We start from the raw sequence: 20,352 nt of genomic DNA on the forward strand, positions 1-20,352 counted from the left end.
GTCAGGAGTAGGTCATCGGGCAGCCGTACCGGAGGGAGTACTGCGCGGCGCGCAGGTACAGGGCCACGTAGAAGGCCGCGTCCAGGTCCTTCGTCCACGGCCCCGGCCACTCCTCGGCGGCCTTGGCCACCCCGCCCTCCATGAACCACAGGCTCAGTGCGAGGTTCTCGCCCGCCGGTATCGCGTCCAGGGGCAGGCCGATGACGCGGGCCAGCCGCCGGGCCAGGGCGAGGACCCGCGGCGCCCCGGCGACCGGCGTCTCGTCGCCGGCGTACGCGGTGGCGACGGGGAGCAGGATCTCCTCCTCCAACGGCAACGGCACCAGCACGGCCCAGTCGAGGAGGGCCGACAGCTCCGCGTCGGTCAGCTGCGCCGCGCACAGCGCGGTGAAGCCGTCCATGGAGGGACTGATCTTCTCCTCGAACCAGCCCGGCGCGTCCCGTACGGCGTCCTGCGGCTCGTACGCGGGCAGCCCGCGCCGCTCCAGCTCGGCGTTCAGCGCGGCGGCGACGTCCCCGTATCCGTCCTCGCCGGGCTGCGACCAGTCCTGCGCGGTGACGCTCACCAGATACATACCCATGATCGCAAGGTACCGCCCGCCACCGACAACGCCCCGACCACTGATGACACCGGGGTGAACAAGCGCTTAGATAGGTGATCGAGCACGCTCCAGAACCGAGACCGACCCGCCCGGAGGCCCCGTTGTTCACGTCCGTCGACGATGTCCGCGCCCGGCTCGCCGAGAGCGGTTATCTGGCCTCCCCCGCCGTCGCCACGACCGTCTTCCTCGCCGACCGGCTCGGCAAGCCACTGCTGGTGGAAGGCCCGGCCGGGGTCGGCAAGACGGAACTCGCCAAGGCCGTGGCACAGGTCGCGGGGGCCAGGCTCGTGCGGCTCCAGTGCTACGAGGGCGTCGACGAGTCGCGGGCGCTGTACGAGTGGAACCACGCGAAGCAACTGCTGCGCATCAGCGCGGGCCGGGACGAAACCTGGGACGAGGCCCGCACGGACATCTTCAGCGAGGAGTTCCTGCTCCCCCGCCCGCTGCTCACCGCCATCCGCGGCGACGAGCCGACCGTCCTGCTGATCGACGAGACCGACAAGGCCGATGTCGAGGTGGAGGGGCTGCTCCTGGAGGTGCTCAGCGACTTCCAGGTCACGGTTCCCGAACTGGGCACGATCACCGCGACGCGCCGTCCGTTCGTCGTGCTCACCTCCAACGCGAGCCGTGAGTTGTCGGAGGCGCTGCGCCGTCGCTGTCTCTTCCTCCACATCGACTTCCCCGAGGAGGAGCTGGAGCGGCGGATCGTCCGGCTGAAGGTGCCCGGCATCGAAGCGGCGCTGGCCGAGTCGGTGGTCCGGGTGATCGGCGCGCTGCGCGCGATGGACCTGCGCAAGGCGCCCTCCGTCGCCGAGACCATCGACTGGGCGCGCACCCTGCTCGCGCTGGGCGCCACCAGCCTCGACGAAGGCGTCGTCCGCGAGAGTCTGGGCGTGATCCTCAAGCACCAGGACGACATCCTCAAGGCCGGTGCGAAGCTCGACCTGGACGCCGTGTGAGCGCCGAGGTCGCCGACCGCCTGGTCGGCTTCGTCGCCGCGCTGCGGGCACACGGCCTGCGGGTCGGCACCGGCGAGACGGTGGACGCCGCCGAGGCGGCGGCGGCGCTGGGGTTCGCGGACCGCGCCCTGCTGCGCGAGGGGCTGGCCGCGACGCTGCTGCACGCGGCGGACCAACGGCGGGTGTTCGACACCGTCTTCGACCTGTACTTCCCGCACGGCGTCGGCGCGCCCGAGGGGGAGCCCGGCGACCGCGACGACCTGCGTGACCGGCTGGCCGCCGCGCTCGCCGACGACGATGCGGCAATGCTCGCCCGGCTCGCGATCGAGGCGGTCGACGGGCTGGGCGGGTACGGGAGTTCACCGGGCGCGGACGGCTGGTCCTCGTACCAGACGCTGGAACGGCTGCGTCCGCAGACGCTGCTGGCACGGGTGCGGGACGACATCCGTTCCCGGGGCGGCGCGGCCGGGTTCACCGACCGGCTCCTGGAGGACGAGATCAGGCGGCGCATCCAGGGCTTCCGTGCCCTGGTGGCCGGAGAGGCCCGGCGCCGGGTCGCCGAACGGCGGGGGCGGGACGAGATCGCCCGGCGGGCGGTGGCACCGACCGCGGACCGGGTCGACTTCCTGTACGCCGGGAAGGACCGGCTGGCCGAACTGCGGCGGACGGTACAGCCGTTGGCCCGCAAGCTCGCCACCCGCATGGCCGCGCGCCGCCGCCGGGCCTCCCGGGGCACGATCGACCTGCGGCGCACGCTGCGCGGCTCCCTGTCGACGGGCGGGGTCCCGATGCGGCCCGTGCTGCGTCGCCGGCGTCCGGCCCGCCCCGAACTGGTGCTGCTGTGCGATGTGTCGGGGTCCGTGTCCGGCTTCTCCGACTTCACGATGCTGCTGGTGCAGGCGCTGCACGACCAGTTCAGCAAGGTGCGGGTCTTCGCCTTCGTCAACCGGATCGACGAGGTGACCGGCCTGCTCGAACACGGCGCGGCGGACCCCGAGGGCCTCGGCGCCCGCATCCGGGCCGAGGCGAGCCTGACGGGCTACCACGGCAGCAGCGACTACGGCGTCGCCCTGGGCGAGTTCGCGCAACGGTACGGCGCGGCGGTCGGCCCGCGCAGCACGGTGTTCGTACTCGGCGACGCCCGGACCAACATGAGCGACCCCAACCTGGCCGCGCTGCGCCGGATCGCCGAACAGGCCCGCCACGTCCACTGGCTGAACCCGGAGCCGCGCTCCCTGTGGGGCACGGGGGACTCGGCCGCTCCCGAGTACGCCGAGCTGGTCGCGATGCACGAGTGCCGCAACGCACGCCAACTCGGTGCCCTGATCGGCCGGTTGCTTCCGGTCTAGCCGCGCTTTCCCGGAACTACTGGGCCTTTCCGTAGTCCTTGGCCATCGACCCGGCGAAATCGTAGACCACGCACTGTTCGTCACCCACCACCCAGGCGTCGTGACCGGGCGGGACGACGAAGACGTCTCCCGGCCCCAGTTCGCCCTCGCCGCCCTCGTCCATGGTGATGTGCATGCGGCCCTTGACCATGTACCCGTTGTGATGGATCTGGCAGGTGTCGGTGCCCGATACCGACGCCAGCGACTCCGACCACCGCCATCCGGGCTCGAAGGTCGCCACGGCGAAGTCGAGCCCCGTCATATGGACGGCCTCGATGTGGCCGCGGGGGAAATCGCGCCGCTCGTCCGGCTTCTCGAGCGCCTTCACTTCCATCATGACGCTCCTCCTTCCGGCCGTGCCTCACCACGGCCGGGGCCACACTCCCCGGCGGCCGTGGGCGTCGCCGGTCGGGAGCCGGACCCCATCCCTCCATCCTCCGCCCGTCCCTGGAGAGCCGCCAGCCGGAGGCGGCGACGTTCGGGGCCGGCCTAGGCGGCGCTCCCGCACAGTTCGGCGAAGCGAGTGGTGTCGATGTTGCCGCCGGAGACGATCACACCGACGCGCCGCGGAAGGCTCCCGGCCCGTCCGGCGAGGAGGGCGGCGAGCGGGGTGGCTCCGCTCGGCTCCACGACGATCTTCAGGCGTTCGAAGGCGAACCGCATGGCCGCGCGGATCTCGTCGTCGCGGACCAGGGCGATCTCGTCCACGAGCCGCCGGTTCACCGAGAAGGTCAGCTCTCCCGGCGTGTGCAGGGCCTGGCCGTCGGCGATGGTGCGCGGCACCGGGATCTCGACCCGCCGGCCCGCCTCCAGCGACCGCTTCGTGTCGTCGCCGGCCTCCGGTTCGACACCCACGATCCGGGTGTCCGGCCGCAGTCCCTTGACCGCGGTGGCGCTGCCGGCGATCAGCCCGCCGCCCCCGACCGGCACCAGCAGGGCGTCCAGATCGCCTGCCTCCTCGACGAGTTCGAGCGCGGCGGTGCCCTGGCCCGCCATGACGTGCGGATGCTCGTAGGGCGGGATCAGCGCCAGACCCCGGTCGGCGGCCAGCGCCTCGGCGATGGCCACCCGGTCACCGGCGTAGCGGTCGTACGTCACGATCTCGGCGCCGTAGCCCTCCGTCGCCGCCCGCTTGGAGCCGGGCGCGTCCTCGGGCATGACGATCACCGCGGTGGTCCCGAGTTCCCGCGCGGCCAGGGCGACGGCCTGCGCGTGGTTGCCCGAGGAGTACGCGGCGATGCCCCGGGCGAGCTGCTCCGGGGCCAGCCGGGAGGCCGCGTTGTAGGCGCCACGGAACTTGAACGCGCCGACGCGCTGGAAGTTCTCGCACTTCAGGTGGACCTCGGCGCCCACCAGTGCGTCCAGGGTGCGGGAGCGCAGTACGGGCGTGCGGTGCGCGACGCCCTTGAGCCGGGCGGCCGCGTCGCGCACGTCGTCGAGGGTGATCGGCGGAGGTGTGGTCGTCACGGGTGTGCTCCCTCGGGGTGGTCGTCGGGGCCGGCCTTACCGGCGGTGTCTTCGGCACCGCTCCGGTGGGTGGTTCTGGCCTGGGAGAGATAGCTGTAGGCGGAGGCCCGGGAGATGCCCAGGCGGGCGGCGACCTGCTCGATGGCGCGGCGCACGGCGAAGACGCCGCGTTCGTCCAGGCTGCGGAACAGGGCCAGGCGACGCGGCCGGTCGAGGGCGGCCCAGGTCTGGTCCTGACGTCGCAGACGGTCGTCGAGGAGGGCGTCGACGACGGAGTCGATGTCGTCGCCGAACGTCGTCACAGGCGCCTCGGCCCGTGCCCCGGCCGCCCCCGCGAGCGCGGCCAGCAGGCCCTGCACCCGCTCCAGCCCGGTGACGTCCACGTTGACGCACAGCGCTCCGAACACCGCGCCGGTGGAGTCGCGCAGCACCATCGTGGACGACTTCACCGTTCTTCCGGCACTGGTGCGGGTGACGTAGTTCAGCTCGTCGTCGGCGTCGTCGCCGCGGGCCAGGATGCGCATGCCGATCTCGCTCATCGCCCCGCCGACCGTCCGCCCCGTCACCGAGCCCGCGACGGCGACGACGGACCTATCCGGCCGCCGGTAGTCGTGCAGCACGACGTCGCAGACCGGCCCGAACGTCGCGGCGATCCCGTCGACGACGGGGGTGAGCGCACGCAGGATCACGTCCCGCTCGGCCTCCAGGGATTCCATACGACAATTAGACCACACGTCCAGAGGCTGGACGCAGAGTCCAGAAGCGGTCCCGTGTCCGACGCCTCCCTCGACACCTTCAGGGGAACCGCCGATCAGGGGTGGTGCTGTCAATTACGGTTTCCCTAGGATGTGTTGTCCGACGCGCCAGCCCGTGGCACGGCAGCGAACTGGGGGAAGAGATGCAGCCTGGCAGGCAGCTGTCCACGGCGATCGACGCGGGGGTGCCCACGGCCGCCCGTATGTACGACCACTACCTGGGCGGCAAGGACAACTACGCGGTCGACCGCGCGGCCTGCGAGGAACTCGACAAGGTCGTCCCGAGCACCCGCGCCCTCGCGCTGAACAACCGGCGTTTCCTGCAACGCGTCGTCAGGACCCTCGCGCAGGAGTTCGGGATCCGGCAGTTCCTCGACCACGGCTCCGGCCTGCCGACCCAGGACAACGTGCACCAGGTCGCCCAGCGCGTCGACTCCAGCGCGCGTGTCGTCTACGTCGACAACGACCCCATGGTGCTCGTGCACGGACGGGCACTGCTGGAGCAGGACCGGCGGACCACCGTCATCCACGCCGACCTGCGGGAGACGGAGGCGATCTTCGCGCACGAGGACACCCGACGGCTGATCGACTTCTCCCAGCCGGTGGCCGTGCTGTTCAACTCGGTCTTCCACTGCATCCCCGACAGCGAGACCGACGGGCCGCAGGCGGTGGTCCGCCGGGTGACCGAACGCCTCGCCCCCGGCAGCTTCCTGGTGATGTGTCAGCTGGTCAGCGAGGACCCCCAGGTCAGGGCGTTCGTCACCGACTTCATGGACAAGGCGACGCAGGGCCACTGGGGCCGGGTGCGCCAGGAGAAGGACGTCGCCGCGCTCTTCGAGGGCACCCAGATCCTCGATCCGGGACTGGTGGAGGTCTCCACCTGGCGGCCCGACACCGAGGTCACCCCGCGCCAACTCACCCAGGAGTGGATCGAGTTCGGCGGTGTCGGCCGCCTGTCCTGAGCCGTCTCACCTCACGGGGCGGCGGGATAGCGCCGCTCCGCCGTCTCCTTCAGCAGCGCCAGGGACTCACGCGGATCGAGCGCCTCGTCCGCCAGCCGGTCCAGCGCGACCCGGTACTCCTCCGTCTCGTCCCGGTCCTCCAGGAAGGTCGCGCTGCGGATCTGCTCCAGATAGACGACGTCGGGCAGATCGGCGCCGCCGAAGCGCAGGTAGGTGACCGGTATGGCCGGCGCCGAGGCGTGGGTGACGTCCAACGGCACCACCTGGAGCGCGACGTGGGGCAGCCCCGCCATCTCCACCAGGTGGTTCAGCTGCTCGCGCATCACGTCGCGGCCGCCCAGCACGCGCAGCAGCACCGACTCGTCGAGGACCGCCCAGAGCTGTGGGGCGTCCGTCCGCCGCAGCAGTTCGGTGCGCCGCGTCCGCAGCTCCACCCGGCGCTCGACCTCCCGCGGCGCCGCCGACGGCAGCCCCCGCTCCACGACGGCGCGCGCGTAGGCGGGTGTCTGCAACAGGCCGGGCACGTACTGGATCTCGAAGGTACGGATCGCCGTGGCCGCCTCCTGGAGCCCGACCAGCCGGTCGAACCACTCGGGCATCAGCCGTTTGTCGTACCGCTGCCACCAGCCGGGTTCGCCCGCCTGCCGCAGCAGTCGGATCAGTACCGAGGCCTCGTGGTCGTCGGCCTTGTACAACGACAGGAGCGCGCGGACGTCCGCCTCGACGGGCGGCCTGCGTCCCTTGCCCGCCTCGATGCGCGACAGCTTGGCCGGGCTGAATCCGAGGGAGCGCGCGGCCTGGTCCTGGGAGAGACCGGCGTCCTCCCGGATACCCGCCAGCTGAACGCCGACCAGCATTTTCAGCAAGGTCGGGGCGGGCTCGGCCCGGTTCAGATACGGTTCGAGGCGAGACACTCGAGGCGACTCGGCAGACATCCTGACTCCCCGTGGACCGGCAGACGACAGAGCGAAGTATCGCATCCGAAGCCCTCCGGCCGCACGCGGCACGGGAATTGGGTTCCCATGAAGTGCCCACGGAGCAGCTCGCGGCAGGGTGGCCGGCCCGCAAGGGCGCCGGCTCAGACCAGGTGGTCGAACTCGCCGTCCTTCGCCCCGGCCACGAACGCGGCCACCTCGGCCGGCGTGTACACCAGCGCCGGACCGTCGGGATCACGGGAGTTGCGCAGCGCGACTCCTCCCCCGTCCAGCGCCGCGACCTCGACGCAGTTGCCCTCGGCGTTGCTGTGACTGCTCTTGATCCAGCGGGCGCCCAGCGAGCTCGCCGGCACTCCGTTCGACACTGACGACACTGCAATCTCCCTCGCTCGTACGCGCAATTTCCCGTGAAATTGCACGAGGACCTCGTCAGCGTGGATAATAACCATGCCGTCAAACGCACTTCCGACCACGTCCTGACGTCGCCTCAGGGAGATGCACCGTGTCATCACCTGCGCAGTTCCGGAGCCACGAGTCCGTCCCCGTTCGCGACGCGCCCAGAACCGCCGCCCTGCATCTCATGGGCAGCGGGGCGGGATTCGCCCGGGCACGTGAGTTCACCCAGCGCACGCTCGACTGCTGGTCCCTGGGCCACTGCATCGACGACGCGGTCACCGTCATCACGGAACTGGCCGCCAACGCCGTCCTGCACGGGCTGCCGGACAGCTCGACGGACGAGTTCCATGTGCGGCTCAGACTCACCCTGCGCCGCTCCCATCTGGTGTGCGCGGTCACCGACCCGAGCGACAGCCTGCCCGTCTACCCGCACGGTGCGGACGACCTCCTCGAACACGGCCGCGGACTGCACATCGTCGAGGCCCTGTCCGAGCACTGGGGCTGGACCCGCCGCGCCCCCGTGGGCAAGACCGTCTGGGCCATGCTGGTGACCCGCCCCCCGTCCTGACCCCGACCCCCTCCCTGACATCTGACATGACTGCCACGAAGAGAACCGCACCGCTCAAGGACCTGGCCCACGTGCCCTGGCCCGAGATCAAGGACTCCACGGGCTCCGCCGCTGGCATCCCCTTCCTGCTCACCACGCTCGCCCGGGGGGACGCCGAGAGCGCCGAGTCCGCACTCGGCCAACTCCGCCGCCGCATCTGCCAGTTCGGCTTCGTCGTCGACCAGGCGACGGCGGCCACGGTGCCCTTCCTCTGGGAACTCGTGCGGCTCCCCCAGGTCACCTGCCGTGCGGACATCCTGCGGCTGCTCAAGAGCATCGCGGACACCCGGCAGTGGGAGATCACCGCCGCCGCGTACCCCAAGCTGCTGCACCACCCCGACAACTACGTGGCATGGGAACGGGCGGCCCACCACGCCGTGCACGCCCAGCGCGATGTCCTGCGCCAGCTCCTCGCCGAGCGGGACGCCGAGATAGTGCGGGCGACCACGGAACTCGCCGCGGCCCTGGCGGACTGAACCCGCGCCGGGGTATGCGGAACCGGTACCGCTCCTTCTGCCCACGGCCGCGCCCGACCGCTAGGTTTGACCGCATGAGCAACCTTGACCGCGCGCCCGTGCCGAGTGTCTGCGGCGGCCGTGGATTCGTCGTCGCCGAACCCGTCCGCGAACTGCTGAGCCCCCGGCACGTGAAGCTCGGCGAGGCGACCGAGGTGCGCCGGCTGCTGCCGAACCTCGGCCGCCGCATGATCGGGGCCTGGGCCTTCGTCGACCACTACGGCCCCGACGACATCGCCGACGAGCCCGGCATGCAGGTTCCGCCGCACCCGCACATGGGTCTGCAAACCGTCAGCTGGCTGCACGAGGGCGAGGTGCTCCACCGCGACTCGACCGGCAGCCTGCAAACGGTGCGCCCCAGGGAACTCGGACTGATGACCTCAGGTCGGGCGATCAGCCACTCCGAGGAGAGCCCGCGGTCGCACGCCCGGTATCTGCACGGCGCCCAGCTGTGGGTCGCACTGCCCGACGCCCACCGGCACACCGACCCCCGCTTCGAGCACCATGCCGGCCTGCCCACGGTCACGGCCCCCGGGCTCAAGGCCACCGTGCTCCTCGGCGACCTCGACGGCTCCGTCTCCCCCGGCACCTCGTACAGCCCTCTCGTGGGCGCCGACCTGACACTCGCCCGGGGCGCCGACGTCCGGCTGCCGCTGGAGCCCGACTTCGAGTACGGCGTGCTGTCGATGTCCGGCGAAGCGCATGTGGACGGGGTGCCCGTGCTGCCGGGCTCGATGCTCTACCTCGGGTGCGGCCGCACCGAGCTGCCCCTGCGGGCCGAGTCCGACGCGGGCCTGATGCTCCTGGGCGGCGAGCCGTTCGAGGAGGAGCTCGTCATGTGGTGGAACTTCGTCGCCCGCTCCCACGAGGAAATCGCCCGGGCTCGCGAGGACTGGATGAAGGGCGACCGTTTCGGCGAGGTGAAGGGCTACGACGGGGGGCCGCTGCCGGCCCCGGAGCTGCCGGCCACACCGCTCAAGCCACGGGGACGGGTGCGCTGATCGGGAATCCGCACGCTCCCCCGGACCCCGGCCACGGAGACGTCTGCTGAAGCGCGCCTCGGCGCCCGCGTCCGAACCGGTGGAACCGGCAGCGGGCGTGGGCGCTGATCATCCGGGAGACGTACTCCCCGAAGCCGGGAGGATCACGGGAATTGACCCATGATTTCGGCCTCCGAATGCACCCTGCCGCCGGTCGATCGACCCCCTAGAGTCGTAGTCATGACGACAGCGAAGAACGAGACGACGCAGACCACGGACCTCGCCCCGGTCCTCACCCGCGCCGCCGACGCCGAGACGACCCGCGACCCCAGCAGTGTCATGACGCTGCTCGCGGACTCCGACCACACCGGCGGGCGGCTCACCAGCTACCGGTCGACGTTCGCCGAAGGCGCGGTCGGAGCACCCGCCCATCTGCACACCAAGGCGTCCGAGGCGTTCTTCGTGATCGACGGCGCGCTCCAGGTGCTGGTGGGCGAGGAGGTCACCGTCCTGGAGACGGGCGACTTCCTCGTCGTGCCGCCGCACACCCCGCACGCCTTCGCCGCGGCGCCCGGCAGGACGGCCGACGTCCTGTTCGTCTTCACCCCGGGTGCCGGCCGCTTCGACTACCTGCGGCTCCTCGGCCGGGTGATGCGCGGCGAGGCCGACCCGCAGGAGATCAAGGACTCCTCGGAGCGGTTCGACAACCACTACGTCGACAGCCCGGCGTGGCGCGAGGCGCTCGCCGCCGGTCGCGGTTGAGGCCGCCCGCGGGCCGCCCCTGATCCCCCGTCGCCGGGCCCGGTCGCCGGAGCTCTCCGTCCCGCCCGCTCACGTCGGGCCGGACGGGCGCGCGGGGGCCATGGCCCAGCGGATGGTCCGGGTCAGGACATGTCCGGTGGGACGTACGGCGAGGTCCTCGACGACAGGCACCCGGGGCAGCCAGAGCATCCCGCGGGCCCAGGGCGGGAGCAGCACCACGGCGTTGGCCGCCAGGCCGCCGTAGAGGGGTCGCACCGCGAGGGGCAGGGGAGGCTGGAACAGCAGGAAGCGGGCGGCGGCCCGGGCCTCGGGTGTGGCCCGGAGTTCCGGCCGGTAGGCGGTCAGGCGCTCCGCCAGCTCGCGGCGGTCGCGTGGTGGGTCCTCCACCCCCAGCGCCTCGGCGACACGCGCGGTGTCGGCGACGTAGGCGTCGTAGCCGGCGGCGTCCAGCGGGTGGGCGCCGTAGCGTTCGTGTGCCCGCAGGAAGCTGTCCGTCTCGGCGGCGTGCACCCAGCCGAGCAGGTGCGGATCGGCGGCGTGGTACGGCACGCCCCCGGCCGTCGTCCCGCGGATGCGCTCGTGGATGCCACGGACGGTGTCGACCGCCCGCTGGGCGTCCGCGGCCGTGCCGTAGGTCGTCACGGCCAGGAAGGTGCTGGTGCGCTGAAGCCGGCCCCAGGGGTCGCCGCGATAGCCGGAGTGCCCGGCCACCGCCGCCATGGCGAGCGGGTGCAGGGACTGCAACAGCAGTGCGCTCAGCCCCCCGATGAACATCGAGGCGTCGCCGTGCACGGTGCGGATCGGGCGGTCCGGCCCGAACCAGCGCGGGCCCGGGGTGTCATGAATGCGGGCCCGTGTCGCCGGTCCGCCGGGGCCGGCGACACGGCGGAACAGGGCTCGGCCCAGTTGTTCACGGACTACGGTCAGCACCGTCGGCCTCCCTTCATCTGCTACCCAGTGTCCGCGATGCCCTCCCGCATGCGGGCACGGCCGCGGCGCAGTCCGGCGGAGGCGGCCGGTGCCCCACGCCGGGTAGTGGAATATTCAACCTCTGTACCCGGTTGTCGGCGTCGAAGGAGGCACGAGTGGACGCGACATACAGGAAGACCGACGAAGCCGCCTACTACGCGCAGGGAACGGCGGCCGAGCGGTGGGACCGGGCCCAGCTGTTCTTCGCCGCGAAGGAGTACACCGCCGCCGCGCGGGTGCTGGTCGGGCTGGTCGAGGAGGTGCCGGAGCAGACCGGACCACGGCTGCTGCTGGCCCGCGCCTACTACCACTCGGCCCAACTCCTCCGCGCCGAGGCCGAGTTGCGAGTGATCGTCGAGCGGGACCCGGTGGAGCACTACGCCCGGCTGATGCTGGGCCGCACCCTGGAGCGACAGGGACGGCACCAGGAGGCGGGACCGCACCTGCGGCTCGCCGCGGCGCTGGCCGGGGACTTCCCCGAGGCCTGAGCCGAAGGCGCCCGGGAACCGGGCCGAAGCCCTGGCCCGAAGCGACGAGCGGCCCGGCGGTGCGCGTCACCGCCGGGCCGCTCGTCGTACCCGGGACCGCTCCGACCCCTGGCCCGGACCCCGGACCGCTCAGGCGGTCGTCCGCTGTCCCCGCCGGTGCGCGATCTCGCCGAGGACGACGTCGACGACGAGGAAGCCGGCCAGCGGGATGCCGAGCAGCGGGACGAAGTAACCGAGCACGGCGATCGCCGCCATCAGCGGGACGAGGACGTACGGCGGGACCTGCGCCCAGGCGCCGCGGGGGATCGGGCGGCCGAAGGCGGAACCGCGGCCGCGCTGCCACCACATCCGGTAGCCCCACACGATCAGCAGGACCAGGGACGCCGCGAGGAGCATCAGTGCCAGCTGGTTGGCCAGGCCGAACAGGACGCCGGTGTGCAGGTCGATGCCCCAGCGGGTCAGCTTGGCGAGCAGCGGGTGGTCGTCGAAGCGCAGGACGTCGGTCACCTTTCCGGTGCCCGGGTCGATGGCCACCGCGTCCTGCTTCTCGGGCCAGCTGCGCTGCACCTGCTTGACCACATAGGCGGAGGAGGCGTCCGCGGGCGGGACGATCTCGACGGGGTCGCCCAGTCCCTCGGCGCGTGCGGCGGCCAGGATCGTGTCGAGACCGACGCCGTGCTCGCCGTCCCCGCCGGTGCCGGAGGCCGCTTCGTGGCCGGCGTGGTCACCGCCGCTCGCGGTCGCGGAGACCGACGGCGTGGCCTGGCCGAGGGAGGTGCGCAGCACGTCGATGTTGGCGCCCGCGTAGGTGGACCAGGTCAGGCCGGTCGCCGACAGGAAGATGAAGCCGGCCGCGGCCCACACCCCGACGGTGCCGTGCAGGCCGAGGGTGCGGCGTCGCCCGCTCGTGCCGCGGACCCTGCGCAGGGCGCGGCGGCGGGAGAACCACAGGACCAGGCCGCCGCCGGCTGTCACCCACAGCCAGCTGGCGGCGAGTTCGCTGTAGAGGCGGCCGTTCTCGCCGAGGTGCAGATCGCGGTGGAACTCGTCGATCCAGGTGCGCAGGGGCAGCGCGCCGGTCGAGCCGTACTGCTCCAGCGCCCCGCGCACCTCGGCGGTGTAGGGGTCGACGAACACGGCGAGGGTGTGGGTGGCGCCGACTCCCTCGACGCCGGACAGCATCACGCGGGTGGTGGCGTCGTCCTGCGGCGAGGGGCGCACTGCCGAGACGGTGCCCTCGGGGTGGGCCTTGCGGGCGGCGTCCACCTGCCGGGAGATCGGCAGCTTCGTGTCGCCGGCCGGCACGGTCATCTCGTGGGAGTAGACGAGCTTCTCGGCCTGGAAGGCGCCGGCGTACAGGAATCCGGTGACGGCGGCGACCAGCAGGAACGGCGCCACGAACACGCCGGCGTAGAAGTGCAGGCGTAGCACCAGCGGGCGCAGCGGGGCCCACGGGCCGCGGGACCTCGGCGCGGGGGCCGCCGCTTGCGGGGCCTCGTCCGACGGGAGTTCCTCCGCTCGGGCGGAGCCGGCTGCGGGGGAGGTCGAGGGAGGGGTGGACATGGGTGGGCTTCTCCGAGGGCAGGGGACGGGGCCGGGGACAGCGCTCCGGGGGAGGTTCTCAGCCGTGACGCACCAGTAGTCGGAGGGAGCCGGCGCCGAGTTCCCGGCGCATTTGGTGATGTGCGTCACACACCCTCTCGCCGTGGCATGCTGGCCGGATGGCATCTCCCCGTCCCCTCACGTCCCTTGCCGACCGGATCGAGGAACTCCTCGCCCCCGGTGGCCCGTTGCCCGTCGTCGCGGCCGGCGACCCGGTCCTGCGGTCGGGCACGTCGCGCTACGAGGGCCAGCTCGAACCCGCCCTGCTGGCCCGGTTCGTCGAAGCCCTGCGCGTCACCATGCACGCGGCGCCGGGCGTCGGGCTCGCCGCCCCACAGGTGGGTGTGGGACTGCGGATCGCCGTCATCGAGGACCCGGCGCCGGTGCCGGAGGAGGTGCGGCTGGCCCGCGGCCGGGTGCCCCAGCCGTTCCGGGTCCTCGTCAACCCGTCGTACGAGCCCACGGGTTCCGCCCGCGCCGCCTTCTTCGAAGGATGTCTGAGCGTGCCGGGCTACCAGGCGGTGGTGGCCCGGCACGCCGAGGTGCGCCTCACGGGCGAGGACGAGCACGGCCGGCCGCTGGACGAGGTGTTCGGCGGCTGGCCCGCCCGTATCGTCCAGCACGAGACGGACCACCTCGACGGTCTGCTCTACCTCGACCGGGCCGAACCGCGCTCGCTCTGCGCCAACCAGACCCTGCTCGAGCGCTGGACGCAGCCGACGGCGCAGGAGGCGGCGAAGGCGCTGGGCTTCGAACTGCCCTAGGCGGGCGGGCGGTTCGCCCGTGCGGTGTCAGTGGTCCCGGTACGCCTCGAGGAGCCGCAGCCACACCTCGCTGAGCGTGGGGTAGGACGGGACGGCGTGCCACAGGCGGGCGATCGGCACCTGGCCTACCACGGCGACGGTCGCGGAGTGGATCAGCTCTCCGACGCCGGGGCCGACGAAGGTGACCCCGCGCAGGATCTCCTGCTCCAGGTCGACGACCATCCGGGCGCGCCCCTTGTAGCCCTCGGCGTACAGGCCCGCTCCGGCCACCGAGGACATGTCGACGTCGACGGCGCGCACCCGGTGTCCGGCCGCTTCCGCCTCGGCGAGCGAGAGCCCGACGGCGGCCGCCTCCGGGTCGGTGAAGACGACCTGGGGGACGCACTCGTGGTCGGCCGTCGCGGCGTAGTCGCTCCACGGGTCGGTCTCCGTGAGGGGCGTGCCGGCGGCGCGGGCGGCGATGGCGGCGCCCGCGATCCGTGCCTGGTACTTGCCCTGGTGGGTGAGGAGCGCGCGGTGGTTGACGTCGCCCACCCCGTAGAGCCAGTCGGTGCCGGTGACGCGCAGGCTGTCGTCCACGGTGAGCGAGGAGCCGGGTGCCAGGCCGACCGTCTCGAGGCCGATGTCGTCGGTGCGCGGGGCACGGCCCACGGCGAAGAGGATCTCGTCGGCCTCGATGCGTTCGCCGGTGTCGGTGACGACCACGACGATGCCGTCGGAGCGGGTCACCGACGTCACCGAGGTGCCCGTGCGCACGTCCGCGCCGGCCTCGGTGAGCGCCTCGGCGACCAGTTCGCCCGCGAACGGCTCCATCCGGTCGAGCAGGCCCTTGCCCCGCACCAGCAGGGTGACCTGGGAGCCGAGGGCCTGCCAGGCGGTGGCCATCTCGGTGGCGACGACACCTCCGCCGACGACGACGAGCCGGCCGGGCGCGCTCTGGGCGCTGGTGGCTTCCCGGCTGGTCCAGGGCCTGACCTCGGCGAGGCCGGGCAGGTCGGGCAGTGCGGCACGGGTGCCGGTGGCGACGACGACAGCGTGGCGGGCCGTCAGCACGGTGTCCCCCACCGTCACCGTGCGCGGGCCGCTCAGCCTGCCGTGGCCGCGGTGGAGGTCCGCGCCGATGCTCTTGAGCCAGTCGACCTGGCCGTCGTCCGTCCAGTCGCCGGTGAACCAGTTGCGGCGGGCGAGGACCGCCTCCGTGTCGAGCGGGCCCTGCACCGACTGCCGCAGGCCGGGCAGCCGGCGGGCGTCGGCGCGGGCGATCACCGGGCGCAGCAGGGCCTTGCTGGGCATACAGGCCCAGTACGAGCACTCGCCGCCGACGAGTTCGCTCTCCACGACCGCGGTGGTGAGGCCGGCCGCACGGGTGCGGTCGGCGACGTTCTCCCCCACGGGCCCGGCCCCGAGCACCACGACGTCGTATGTGTTGGTTTCCGTTTCCGTCATGGGGTCAGTCTGGTGGGTGGTGTGCGGCGTGGCCACACGGGTAAGGGCGCGGAATACGCGTCCGGCCGGCCGTGTTGTCGCCGACGGCTTCACCCCATGTCAGGGCACCCCTGACAGGAAGCACCGGGAAGAGGGAATCACGCCATGAGCAGCACCGTGGAGCTCACCAAGGAGAACTTCGACCAGACGGTCACCGACAACGACTTCGTCCTGATCGACTTCTGGGCGTCCTGGTGCGGCCCGTGCCGGCAGTTCGCCCCGGTCTACGACAAGGCGGCGCAGGAGAACCCGGATCTGGTGTTCGGCAAGGTGGACACCGAGGCGCAGCCCGAGCTGGCCGCGGCCTTCGGTATCCAGTCGATCCCGACGCTGATGATCGTGCGGGACCGGGTGGCGGTGTTCGCCCAGCCCGGCGCCCTGCCCGAGGCCGCCCTCACGGACGTCATCGGACAGGCACGCGGACTCGACATGGACGAGGTCCGCAAGTCGATCGAGGAGCAGCAGGCCAAGGCCGGGGCCGACGGCTCCCCGGCCGCCGAGGGCGAGTGACCCCTAGAAGGGGTACGGCGCCACGTCACCCCGTACGGTCGTCCAGCGCACGTCGGTGAAGGCCTCCAGGTTGGCCTCGCCGCCGAAGCGGGCGCCGGTGCCGGACGCGGCGACCCCGCCGAAGGGCGCGACGGCCTCGTCGTTCACCGTCTGGTCGTTGATGTGCACGATGCCGGTCGGGATGCGGTCGGCGAGGTCGAGGCCGCGGGCGGGGTCGCGGGTGACGATGCCGAGCGAGAGGCCGTAGGAGCTGCGCGCGGCCAGCGCCGCGGCCTCGTCCGCCGTGGTGAAGGAACGCACGGGGGCCACCGGGCCGAAGACCTCCTCCGCGTAGGCGGGGGTGTCGTCGTCGACGCCCGCGAGGACGGTCGGCCGGTAGAAGAGGTCGTCGTGCGTGCCTCCGGCGGCGAGTTTCGCGCCTGCCGCGGTGCTGGCCTCGACCAGGCCGTGCACCTTGGCGAGCTGGCCGCCGTCGATGAGCGGGCCGAGGTGGACCTGCGCGCGGTGCGGGTCGCCGACGGCGAGGGCGTCGGCCTTCGCCGCGAGCCGCTGGACGTACTCCTCGTAGAGGGAGGCGTGCACCAGGTGGCGGCCGGTGGTCATGCAGATCTGGCCCTGGTGGAAGAACGAGCCCCAGGCCGCCGTGGAGATCACCGCGTCCAGATCGGCGTCCTCGAGCACGATCAGGGCGGAGTTGCCGCCGAGTTCCAGGTGGGCCCGCTTGAGGTGGCGTCCGGCGGCCTCCCCCACGGCCCGTCCGGCGCCGGTGGACCCGGTGAAGGAGATCACCGGCACGCGCGGGTCCGAGACCAGGGCCGCGCCGGTCTCGGCGCCGCCGGGGAGGATGTGCAGCAGGCCCTCGGGCAGGCCGGCCTCCGCGAAGACCGCGGCGAGGGCCAGGCCGCCGCAGACCGCCGTGCGCGGGTCCGGCTTGAGGACGACCGCGTTGCCGAGAGCGAGGGCGGGCGCCACGGAGCGGATCGACAGGATCAGCGGGGCGTTGAACGGCGAGATCACGCCCACGACGCCGACGGGCACGCGCCGGGTGTAGGACAGCCGGGGCGCCTCACTGGGCAGCACCTGTCCGGCCGGACGGGAGGCCAGGGCGGCGGCCTCGTAGCACTCCTGGGCGGCGACGTGCAGTTCGAAGTCGGCCTTGCCGGCTATGGAGCCGGACTCGCGGACGATCCACTCGCGCAGTTCGTCGGCGTGCGCGCTGAAGAGGTCGCCGGCCTTGCGCAGCACTGCGGCGCGCACGAAGTGGGGCAGGCGGGCCCACTCGGTCTGCGCGGCGCGGGCGGCCTCGGCGGCCGGACGGACGTCCTCGGCGCCGGCCAGGAAGACGGTGCCCAGCGAGTCGCCTGTGGCGGGCTCGGTGATCGTGTAGCGGGGGCCCGACAGGGTACGGGACTGCCAGTTCTTGGGGTCGAGCAACGGCATGAAGGCTCTCCGATCGGTGTCCCGCGGGACTCGCGGCTCTCACAGGGGGAGGGGAAGTCCCGTGTAGTTGGCCGCCAGTTCGGCGGCGGCGTGGCGCGATGCGGTGATGCGGCGCAGCCGGGCGAGCTGCATCCGGTGGTCGAACGCATCTCCATCTGGTTGAGCATGCAACATCTTAGTCATGTCGTCGGAAAAGCGCGTCGCCTGCCACACACGTCGCAGACAGAGATCCGAGTACCCGTCCAGCAGCCGGGTGGACCCGTCGGCGTACAGGCCGGCGAAGGCGCCGGCGAGCAGCCGGACGTCCGAGACGGCCAGGTTGAGCCCCTTGGCGCCGGTCGGCGGGACGATGTGGGCGGCGTCGCCGGCGAGCAGCAGCCGGCCGTGGCGCATCGGCTCGTGGACGAGGCTGCGCATCGGCGTGACGGACTTGGCGGTGATCGGGCCACGGCGCAGCGTCCAGTCGGCGTCGACGGCGAAGCGGGTGGAGAGTTCGTCCCATATCCGGTCGTCGGGCCAGTCCTGCGGCCGGGCGCCCCTGGGGACCTGGAGGTAGAGCCGGGAGAAGCGGGGCGGCCGCATGCTGTGCAGGGCGAAGCCGCGTTCATGACGTGCGTAGATCAACTCGTCGCAGGAGGGCGGCACTTCGGCGAGGATGCCGAGCCAGGAGTACGGATAGTCGTGCGCGTACGTCCGGCAGGCGGCGGCCGGGAAGGCGCCGCGGGCGATGCCGTGCGAGCCGTCGCAGCCGACCACCCAGTCGCAGGCGAGGGTCCGCTCGCGGCCCTCGTGCAGGAACCGCACGACGGGCTCCCCGCTCTGCGGCTTCTCCACCGCGAGCGCCTCCGCCTCGAACAACAGGGGCGGGCCGTCGGCGAGTTGGAGGGCGACGAGATCCTTCACGATCTCCGTCTGGGCGTAGATCGTCACCGTGCGGCCGCCGGTGAGGGCGGGGAAGTCGAGGTGGTGGCGTTCCCGGTCGAAGCGCAGCTCGATGCCGTGGTGCACCAGGCCCTCGGCGTCGAGCCGGTCGGCGGCGCCGGCCGCCCGCAGGGCCTCTACCGTCCCCTGCTCCAGCATTCCGGCCCGCTGGCGCCGCTGCACGTACTGCCGCGTCCTGCTCTCCAGGACCACGCAGTCGACGCCCGCGAGGTGCAGCAGGCGGGCGAGGAGCAGCCCCGCGGGGCCGCCGCCGATGATGCCGACCGTCGTACGCATGGGCATGCCTCCCCTCGGACCGTAGTTCAGGTGGAGTCGCGCTGCACCACGGAGGCTCCGAACGGCTCGTGCGGCTCGGGGGCTGCCGCGGGGCTGCGGACCGCCCGGTCGACCAGCGAAGCGAGGTCGCGGCCGGAGGGGAGTTCGATCCGGACGGTGCTGAGCCGGGGCCGCAGCAGCCGCCCGAGCATCAGGTCGTCGGCGCCGATGACCGCCACGTCCTCCGGGACGCGTACACCCTCGTCCTGGAGGGCGCGCATCAGCAGCATGGCGTACTCGTCGTTGTAGGCGAACACGCCGTCGAGGCCGAGGGCCGGCCAGCGGCCGGCGAGGGCGGCCGCGGACTCCTCCGTGAAGGCGAGGGGCAGCTCGGCGACCGTGGCGTCCGTACCGTCGAGCGCCTCCCGGGCGCCGGCCAGACGGGGCGCGGAGAAGATCTCCATGCCGCGTTCGGCCGGGACGACCACACCGATGCGGCGGCGGCCGCGGGCGTACAGATGCCCGGCGGCGCTGCGGCCGACGTCGGCGTGGTCCAGGAGCACCGCGCGGGCGCCCTCGACCGGCTCGGGGCTGAGGGTCACCACGGCCCGGGCGCCGGACCGCTTGAGGACCGCGACCCCCTCCGGACCGATGCCGGGGCTGGGCACCAGCACGGCGACGGGCCGCAGTTCGGCCCAGGCGCGGGCGGCGTCGTCGCCGTGCAGACCGGTGGCGCCGTACTGGACGACGGTGTAGTCGAGTCGGCTCAGCGCCCCCTGGAACTCGTGCACGAACCGGGAGTACAGCGGTCCGGCCGGGACGGGCAGGGTGGGCATCAGGACCATCCGGCTGTGTCCGGCCCGCAGGGTGCGGGCGGCCGCGTGCGGCACGTACCCGAGTTCCTCGGCGGCCTCGTGGACGCGGCGGCGGGTCGGCTCGCTGATGCGTACGGCGCTGGCGTTGTTCAGGACGTAGGAGACGGTCGCGCGGGAGACGCCGGCCAGGCGGGCCACGTCGGCGCTCGTGGGCACGGGGCCCGGCTCCGGCGACTTCGTCGGCGCGGGCGGGTTCGGTATCTGCACCATGACGTACGGCATCTTGGCAGAAGCTGTGCGCGGGGTTCCGGGCGGGGGACGCCGAATCCGACGGCCCCACCGCCCCGCGGGTCCCCGAGGACCGGGCGGCCGGCGTCGATCTCGGTGACGCGGAGACCGCCGGGGCCTCTGCCCTGGATCACTGCGCGGACGGGGACGAGAGCCTGCGGGCCCTGGTCGCCGACGCCGAGGGCCCCGGGTGCCGCGCCTGGTCCACGCCCTGCCGACGGGTCACCGCGGGGACCGCGCCCCCGGCGTCACCCTGCTCGGCGACGCCGCCCACCTGAGGTCGCCGTTCGCGGGCGAGCGCGCCGACCGGCCCTGCCGGACGGCGCAGAACGGGGACGCGCCCAGACCGCACGTACGGGCGAGCCCGAGCCGGTGCTCGCCGCCTACGAGGAGAAGCTGCTCCCGCGCGGCGCGGCAGCCGCCGCCCAGTCCGCGCACAGAGGCACGGCCCTGTTCGCCGAGGACGC

At 72.8% G+C, this 20,352-nt stretch carries 22 protein-coding genes; 10 read left to right on the forward strand and 12 right to left on the reverse strand.

Translation table 11 applies throughout. The annotated features are described in order from the left end of the window. Position 1 precedes the first annotated feature (1 nt). Positions 2 to 580 carry a hypothetical protein gene (locus tag OHS71_RS05100; RefSeq protein WP_328477223.1) on the reverse strand — a complete coding sequence of 193 codons (579 nt, stop codon included), beginning with the start codon at positions 578 to 580 and terminating at the stop codon, positions 2 to 4. A gap of 122 nt (positions 581 to 702) precedes the next feature. On the opposite strand from OHS71_RS05100, the gene OHS71_RS05105 reads away from it, so the two are divergent. Together OHS71_RS05105 and OHS71_RS05110 are read left to right on the forward strand one after the other, a co-directional pair. Next, positions 703 to 1,560, forward strand: a complete 858-nt coding sequence (locus OHS71_RS05105; RefSeq protein ID WP_328477225.1) for an AAA family ATPase — start codon at positions 703 to 705, stop codon at positions 1,558 to 1,560. Next, positions 1,557 to 2,909 carry a vWA domain-containing protein gene (locus tag OHS71_RS05110; protein WP_328477227.1) on the forward strand — a complete coding sequence of 451 codons (1,353 nt, stop codon included), beginning with the start codon at positions 1,557 to 1,559 and terminating at the stop codon, positions 2,907 to 2,909. Before OHS71_RS05105 ends, OHS71_RS05110 begins: the two co-directional genes overlap by 4 nt. 16 nt (positions 2,910 to 2,925) lie before the next feature. Here the strand turns inward: OHS71_RS05110 and OHS71_RS05115 are convergent, their stop codons facing one another. The 3 genes from OHS71_RS05115 to OHS71_RS05125 all read right to left on the reverse strand — a co-directional run bounded on the left by OHS71_RS05115 (position 2,926) and on the right by OHS71_RS05125 (position 5,131). Continuing rightward, the gene (locus OHS71_RS05115) at positions 2,926 to 3,285 is read right to left on the reverse strand and encodes a cupin domain-containing protein (RefSeq protein WP_328477229.1); all 360 of its coding nucleotides are present in this window, start codon (positions 3,283 to 3,285) and stop codon (positions 2,926 to 2,928) included. 152 nt (positions 3,286 to 3,437) lie between these two features. Next, the gene (locus tag OHS71_RS05120; protein ID WP_328477231.1) at positions 3,438 to 4,415 is read right to left on the reverse strand and encodes a pyridoxal-phosphate dependent enzyme; all 978 of its coding nucleotides are present in this window, start codon (positions 4,413 to 4,415) and stop codon (positions 3,438 to 3,440) included. Then, the gene (locus OHS71_RS05125; protein ID WP_328477233.1) at positions 4,412 to 5,131 is read right to left on the reverse strand and encodes a helix-turn-helix transcriptional regulator; all 720 of its coding nucleotides are present in this window, start codon (positions 5,129 to 5,131) and stop codon (positions 4,412 to 4,414) included. Before OHS71_RS05125 ends, OHS71_RS05120 begins: the two co-directional genes overlap by 4 nt. 182 nt (positions 5,132 to 5,313) lie before the next feature. Here OHS71_RS05125 and OHS71_RS05130 point away from each other — a divergent pair, with 182 nt between their 5' ends. Continuing rightward, a complete protein-coding gene (locus OHS71_RS05130) occupies positions 5,314 to 6,132 on the forward strand; it encodes an SAM-dependent methyltransferase (RefSeq protein ID WP_328477235.1) in 819 nt (272 codons plus the stop codon). Positions 6,133 to 6,143: 11 nt separating this feature from the next. Here the strand turns inward: OHS71_RS05130 and OHS71_RS05135 are convergent, their stop codons facing one another. Next, positions 6,144 to 7,067, reverse strand: a complete 924-nt coding sequence (locus OHS71_RS05135) for a helix-turn-helix domain-containing protein (RefSeq protein ID WP_328477237.1) — start codon at positions 7,065 to 7,067, stop codon at positions 6,144 to 6,146. Positions 7,068 to 7,210: 143 nt separating this feature from the next. Then, positions 7,211 to 7,441 (reverse strand): DUF397 domain-containing protein, encoded by a 231-nt coding sequence (locus OHS71_RS05140; RefSeq protein WP_328477239.1) that lies wholly within the window; start codon positions 7,439 to 7,441, stop codon positions 7,211 to 7,213. 128 nt (positions 7,442 to 7,569) lie between these two features. Here OHS71_RS05140 and OHS71_RS05145 point away from each other — a divergent pair, with 128 nt between their 5' ends. From OHS71_RS05145 to OHS71_RS05160, 4 genes are all read left to right on the forward strand, one after another. Further along, positions 7,570 to 8,031: an ATP-binding protein gene (locus OHS71_RS05145; RefSeq protein ID WP_328477241.1), complete on the forward strand. Its 462-nt coding sequence runs from the start codon at positions 7,570 to 7,572 to the stop codon at positions 8,029 to 8,031. Positions 8,032 to 8,057: 26 nt separating this feature from the next. Beyond that, positions 8,058 to 8,546 (forward strand): hypothetical protein, encoded by a 489-nt coding sequence (locus tag OHS71_RS05150; protein ID WP_328477243.1) that lies wholly within the window; start codon positions 8,058 to 8,060, stop codon positions 8,544 to 8,546. 74 nt (positions 8,547 to 8,620) lie between these two features. Next, the gene (locus tag OHS71_RS05155; RefSeq protein WP_328477244.1) at positions 8,621 to 9,586 is read left to right on the forward strand and encodes a pirin family protein; all 966 of its coding nucleotides are present in this window, start codon (positions 8,621 to 8,623) and stop codon (positions 9,584 to 9,586) included. 219 nt (positions 9,587 to 9,805) lie between these two features. Continuing rightward, positions 9,806 to 10,327, forward strand: coding sequence for a cupin domain-containing protein (locus OHS71_RS05160; protein WP_328477246.1), 522 nt, complete (start codon positions 9,806 to 9,808; stop codon positions 10,325 to 10,327). Positions 10,328 to 10,396: 69 nt separating this feature from the next. On the opposite strand, the gene OHS71_RS05165 is transcribed toward OHS71_RS05160, so the two are convergent. Beyond that, positions 10,397 to 11,257 carry an oxygenase MpaB family protein gene (locus OHS71_RS05165; protein ID WP_328477248.1) on the reverse strand — a complete coding sequence of 287 codons (861 nt, stop codon included), beginning with the start codon at positions 11,255 to 11,257 and terminating at the stop codon, positions 10,397 to 10,399. Between the two features lie 155 nt (positions 11,258 to 11,412). Here OHS71_RS05165 and OHS71_RS05170 point away from each other — a divergent pair, with 155 nt between their 5' ends. Then, positions 11,413 to 11,784, forward strand: a complete 372-nt coding sequence (locus OHS71_RS05170) for a tetratricopeptide repeat protein (RefSeq protein WP_328477250.1) — start codon at positions 11,413 to 11,415, stop codon at positions 11,782 to 11,784. A gap of 129 nt (positions 11,785 to 11,913) precedes the next feature. Here the strand turns inward: OHS71_RS05170 and OHS71_RS05175 are convergent, their stop codons facing one another. Continuing rightward, entirely contained in the window at positions 11,914 to 13,347 is a 1,434-nt protein-coding gene (locus OHS71_RS05175) for a PepSY-associated TM helix domain-containing protein (RefSeq protein WP_328477252.1), read from the reverse strand. 158 nt (positions 13,348 to 13,505) lie between these two features. On the opposite strand from OHS71_RS05175, the gene OHS71_RS05180 reads away from it, so the two are divergent. Continuing rightward, positions 13,506 to 14,150 (forward strand): peptide deformylase, encoded by a 645-nt coding sequence (locus OHS71_RS05180; RefSeq protein WP_328477254.1) that lies wholly within the window; start codon positions 13,506 to 13,508, stop codon positions 14,148 to 14,150. 27 nt (positions 14,151 to 14,177) lie between these two features. Here the strand turns inward: OHS71_RS05180 and OHS71_RS05185 are convergent, their stop codons facing one another. Beyond that, positions 14,178 to 15,596, reverse strand: coding sequence for a dihydrolipoyl dehydrogenase family protein (locus tag OHS71_RS05185; protein WP_328477256.1), 1,419 nt, complete (start codon positions 15,594 to 15,596; stop codon positions 14,178 to 14,180). A gap of 144 nt (positions 15,597 to 15,740) precedes the next feature. Here OHS71_RS05185 and trxA point away from each other — a divergent pair, with 144 nt between their 5' ends. Then, positions 15,741 to 16,145, forward strand: a complete 405-nt coding sequence (gene trxA, locus OHS71_RS05190) for a thioredoxin (RefSeq protein ID WP_328477258.1) — start codon at positions 15,741 to 15,743, stop codon at positions 16,143 to 16,145. 3 nt (positions 16,146 to 16,148) lie between these two features. Here trxA and OHS71_RS05195 read toward each other — a convergent pair whose 3' ends face one another. From OHS71_RS05195 to OHS71_RS05205, 3 genes are read right to left on the reverse strand one after another with little or no spacing between them, the layout of a single operon-like run. Next, positions 16,149 to 17,585, reverse strand: a complete 1,437-nt coding sequence (locus OHS71_RS05195) for an aldehyde dehydrogenase family protein (protein ID WP_328477260.1) — start codon at positions 17,583 to 17,585, stop codon at positions 16,149 to 16,151. Positions 17,586 to 17,624: 39 nt separating this feature from the next. Then, positions 17,625 to 18,803, reverse strand: coding sequence for a 4-hydroxybenzoate 3-monooxygenase (locus tag OHS71_RS05200; protein ID WP_328477262.1), 1,179 nt, complete (start codon positions 18,801 to 18,803; stop codon positions 17,625 to 17,627). Between the two features lie 26 nt (positions 18,804 to 18,829). After that, on the reverse strand, positions 18,830 to 19,879 hold the full coding sequence (locus tag OHS71_RS05205) for a LacI family DNA-binding transcriptional regulator (RefSeq protein ID WP_328477264.1): 1,050 nt from the start codon (positions 19,877 to 19,879) through the stop codon (positions 18,830 to 18,832). Positions 19,880 to 20,352 lie beyond the last annotated feature (473 nt).

The organism is Streptomyces sp. NBC_00377 (genome assembly GCF_036075115.1).
GTDB lineage: Bacteria > Actinomycetota > Actinomycetes > Streptomycetales > Streptomycetaceae > Streptomyces.

Coding starts and splice junctions, on each gene's coding strand:
- OHS71_RS05100 (WP_328477223.1), bottom strand. CDS start 580: ATGGGTATGTATCTGGTGAGCGTCACCGCGCAGGACTGGTCGCAGCCC.
- OHS71_RS05115 (WP_328477229.1), bottom strand. CDS start 3,285: ATGATGGAAGTGAAGGCGCTCGAGAAGCCGGACGAGCGGCGCGATTTC.
- OHS71_RS05125 (WP_328477233.1), bottom strand. CDS start 5,131: ATGGAATCCCTGGAGGCCGAGCGGGACGTGATCCTGCGTGCGCTCACC.
- OHS71_RS05130 (WP_328477235.1), top strand. CDS start 5,314: ATGCAGCCTGGCAGGCAGCTGTCCACGGCGATCGACGCGGGGGTGCCC.
- OHS71_RS05135 (WP_328477237.1), bottom strand. CDS start 7,067: ATGTCTGCCGAGTCGCCTCGAGTGTCTCGCCTCGAACCGTATCTGAAC.
- OHS71_RS05150 (WP_328477243.1), top strand. CDS start 8,058: ATGACTGCCACGAAGAGAACCGCACCGCTCAAGGACCTGGCCCACGTG.
- OHS71_RS05155 (WP_328477244.1), top strand. CDS start 8,621: ATGAGCAACCTTGACCGCGCGCCCGTGCCGAGTGTCTGCGGCGGCCGT.
- OHS71_RS05160 (WP_328477246.1), top strand. CDS start 9,806: ATGACGACAGCGAAGAACGAGACGACGCAGACCACGGACCTCGCCCCG.
- OHS71_RS05175 (WP_328477252.1), bottom strand. CDS start 13,347: ATGTCCACCCCTCCCTCGACCTCCCCCGCAGCCGGCTCCGCCCGAGCG.
- OHS71_RS05180 (WP_328477254.1), top strand. CDS start 13,506: ATGGCATCTCCCCGTCCCCTCACGTCCCTTGCCGACCGGATCGAGGAA.
- OHS71_RS05185 (WP_328477256.1), bottom strand. CDS start 15,596: ATGACGGAAACGGAAACCAACACATACGACGTCGTGGTGCTCGGGGCC.
- trxA (WP_328477258.1), top strand. CDS start 15,741: ATGAGCAGCACCGTGGAGCTCACCAAGGAGAACTTCGACCAGACGGTC.
- OHS71_RS05195 (WP_328477260.1), bottom strand. CDS start 17,585: ATGCCGTTGCTCGACCCCAAGAACTGGCAGTCCCGTACCCTGTCGGGC.
- OHS71_RS05200 (WP_328477262.1), bottom strand. CDS start 18,803: ATGCGTACGACGGTCGGCATCATCGGCGGCGGCCCCGCGGGGCTGCTC.
- OHS71_RS05205 (WP_328477264.1), bottom strand. CDS start 19,879: ATGCCGTACGTCATGGTGCAGATACCGAACCCGCCCGCGCCGACGAAG.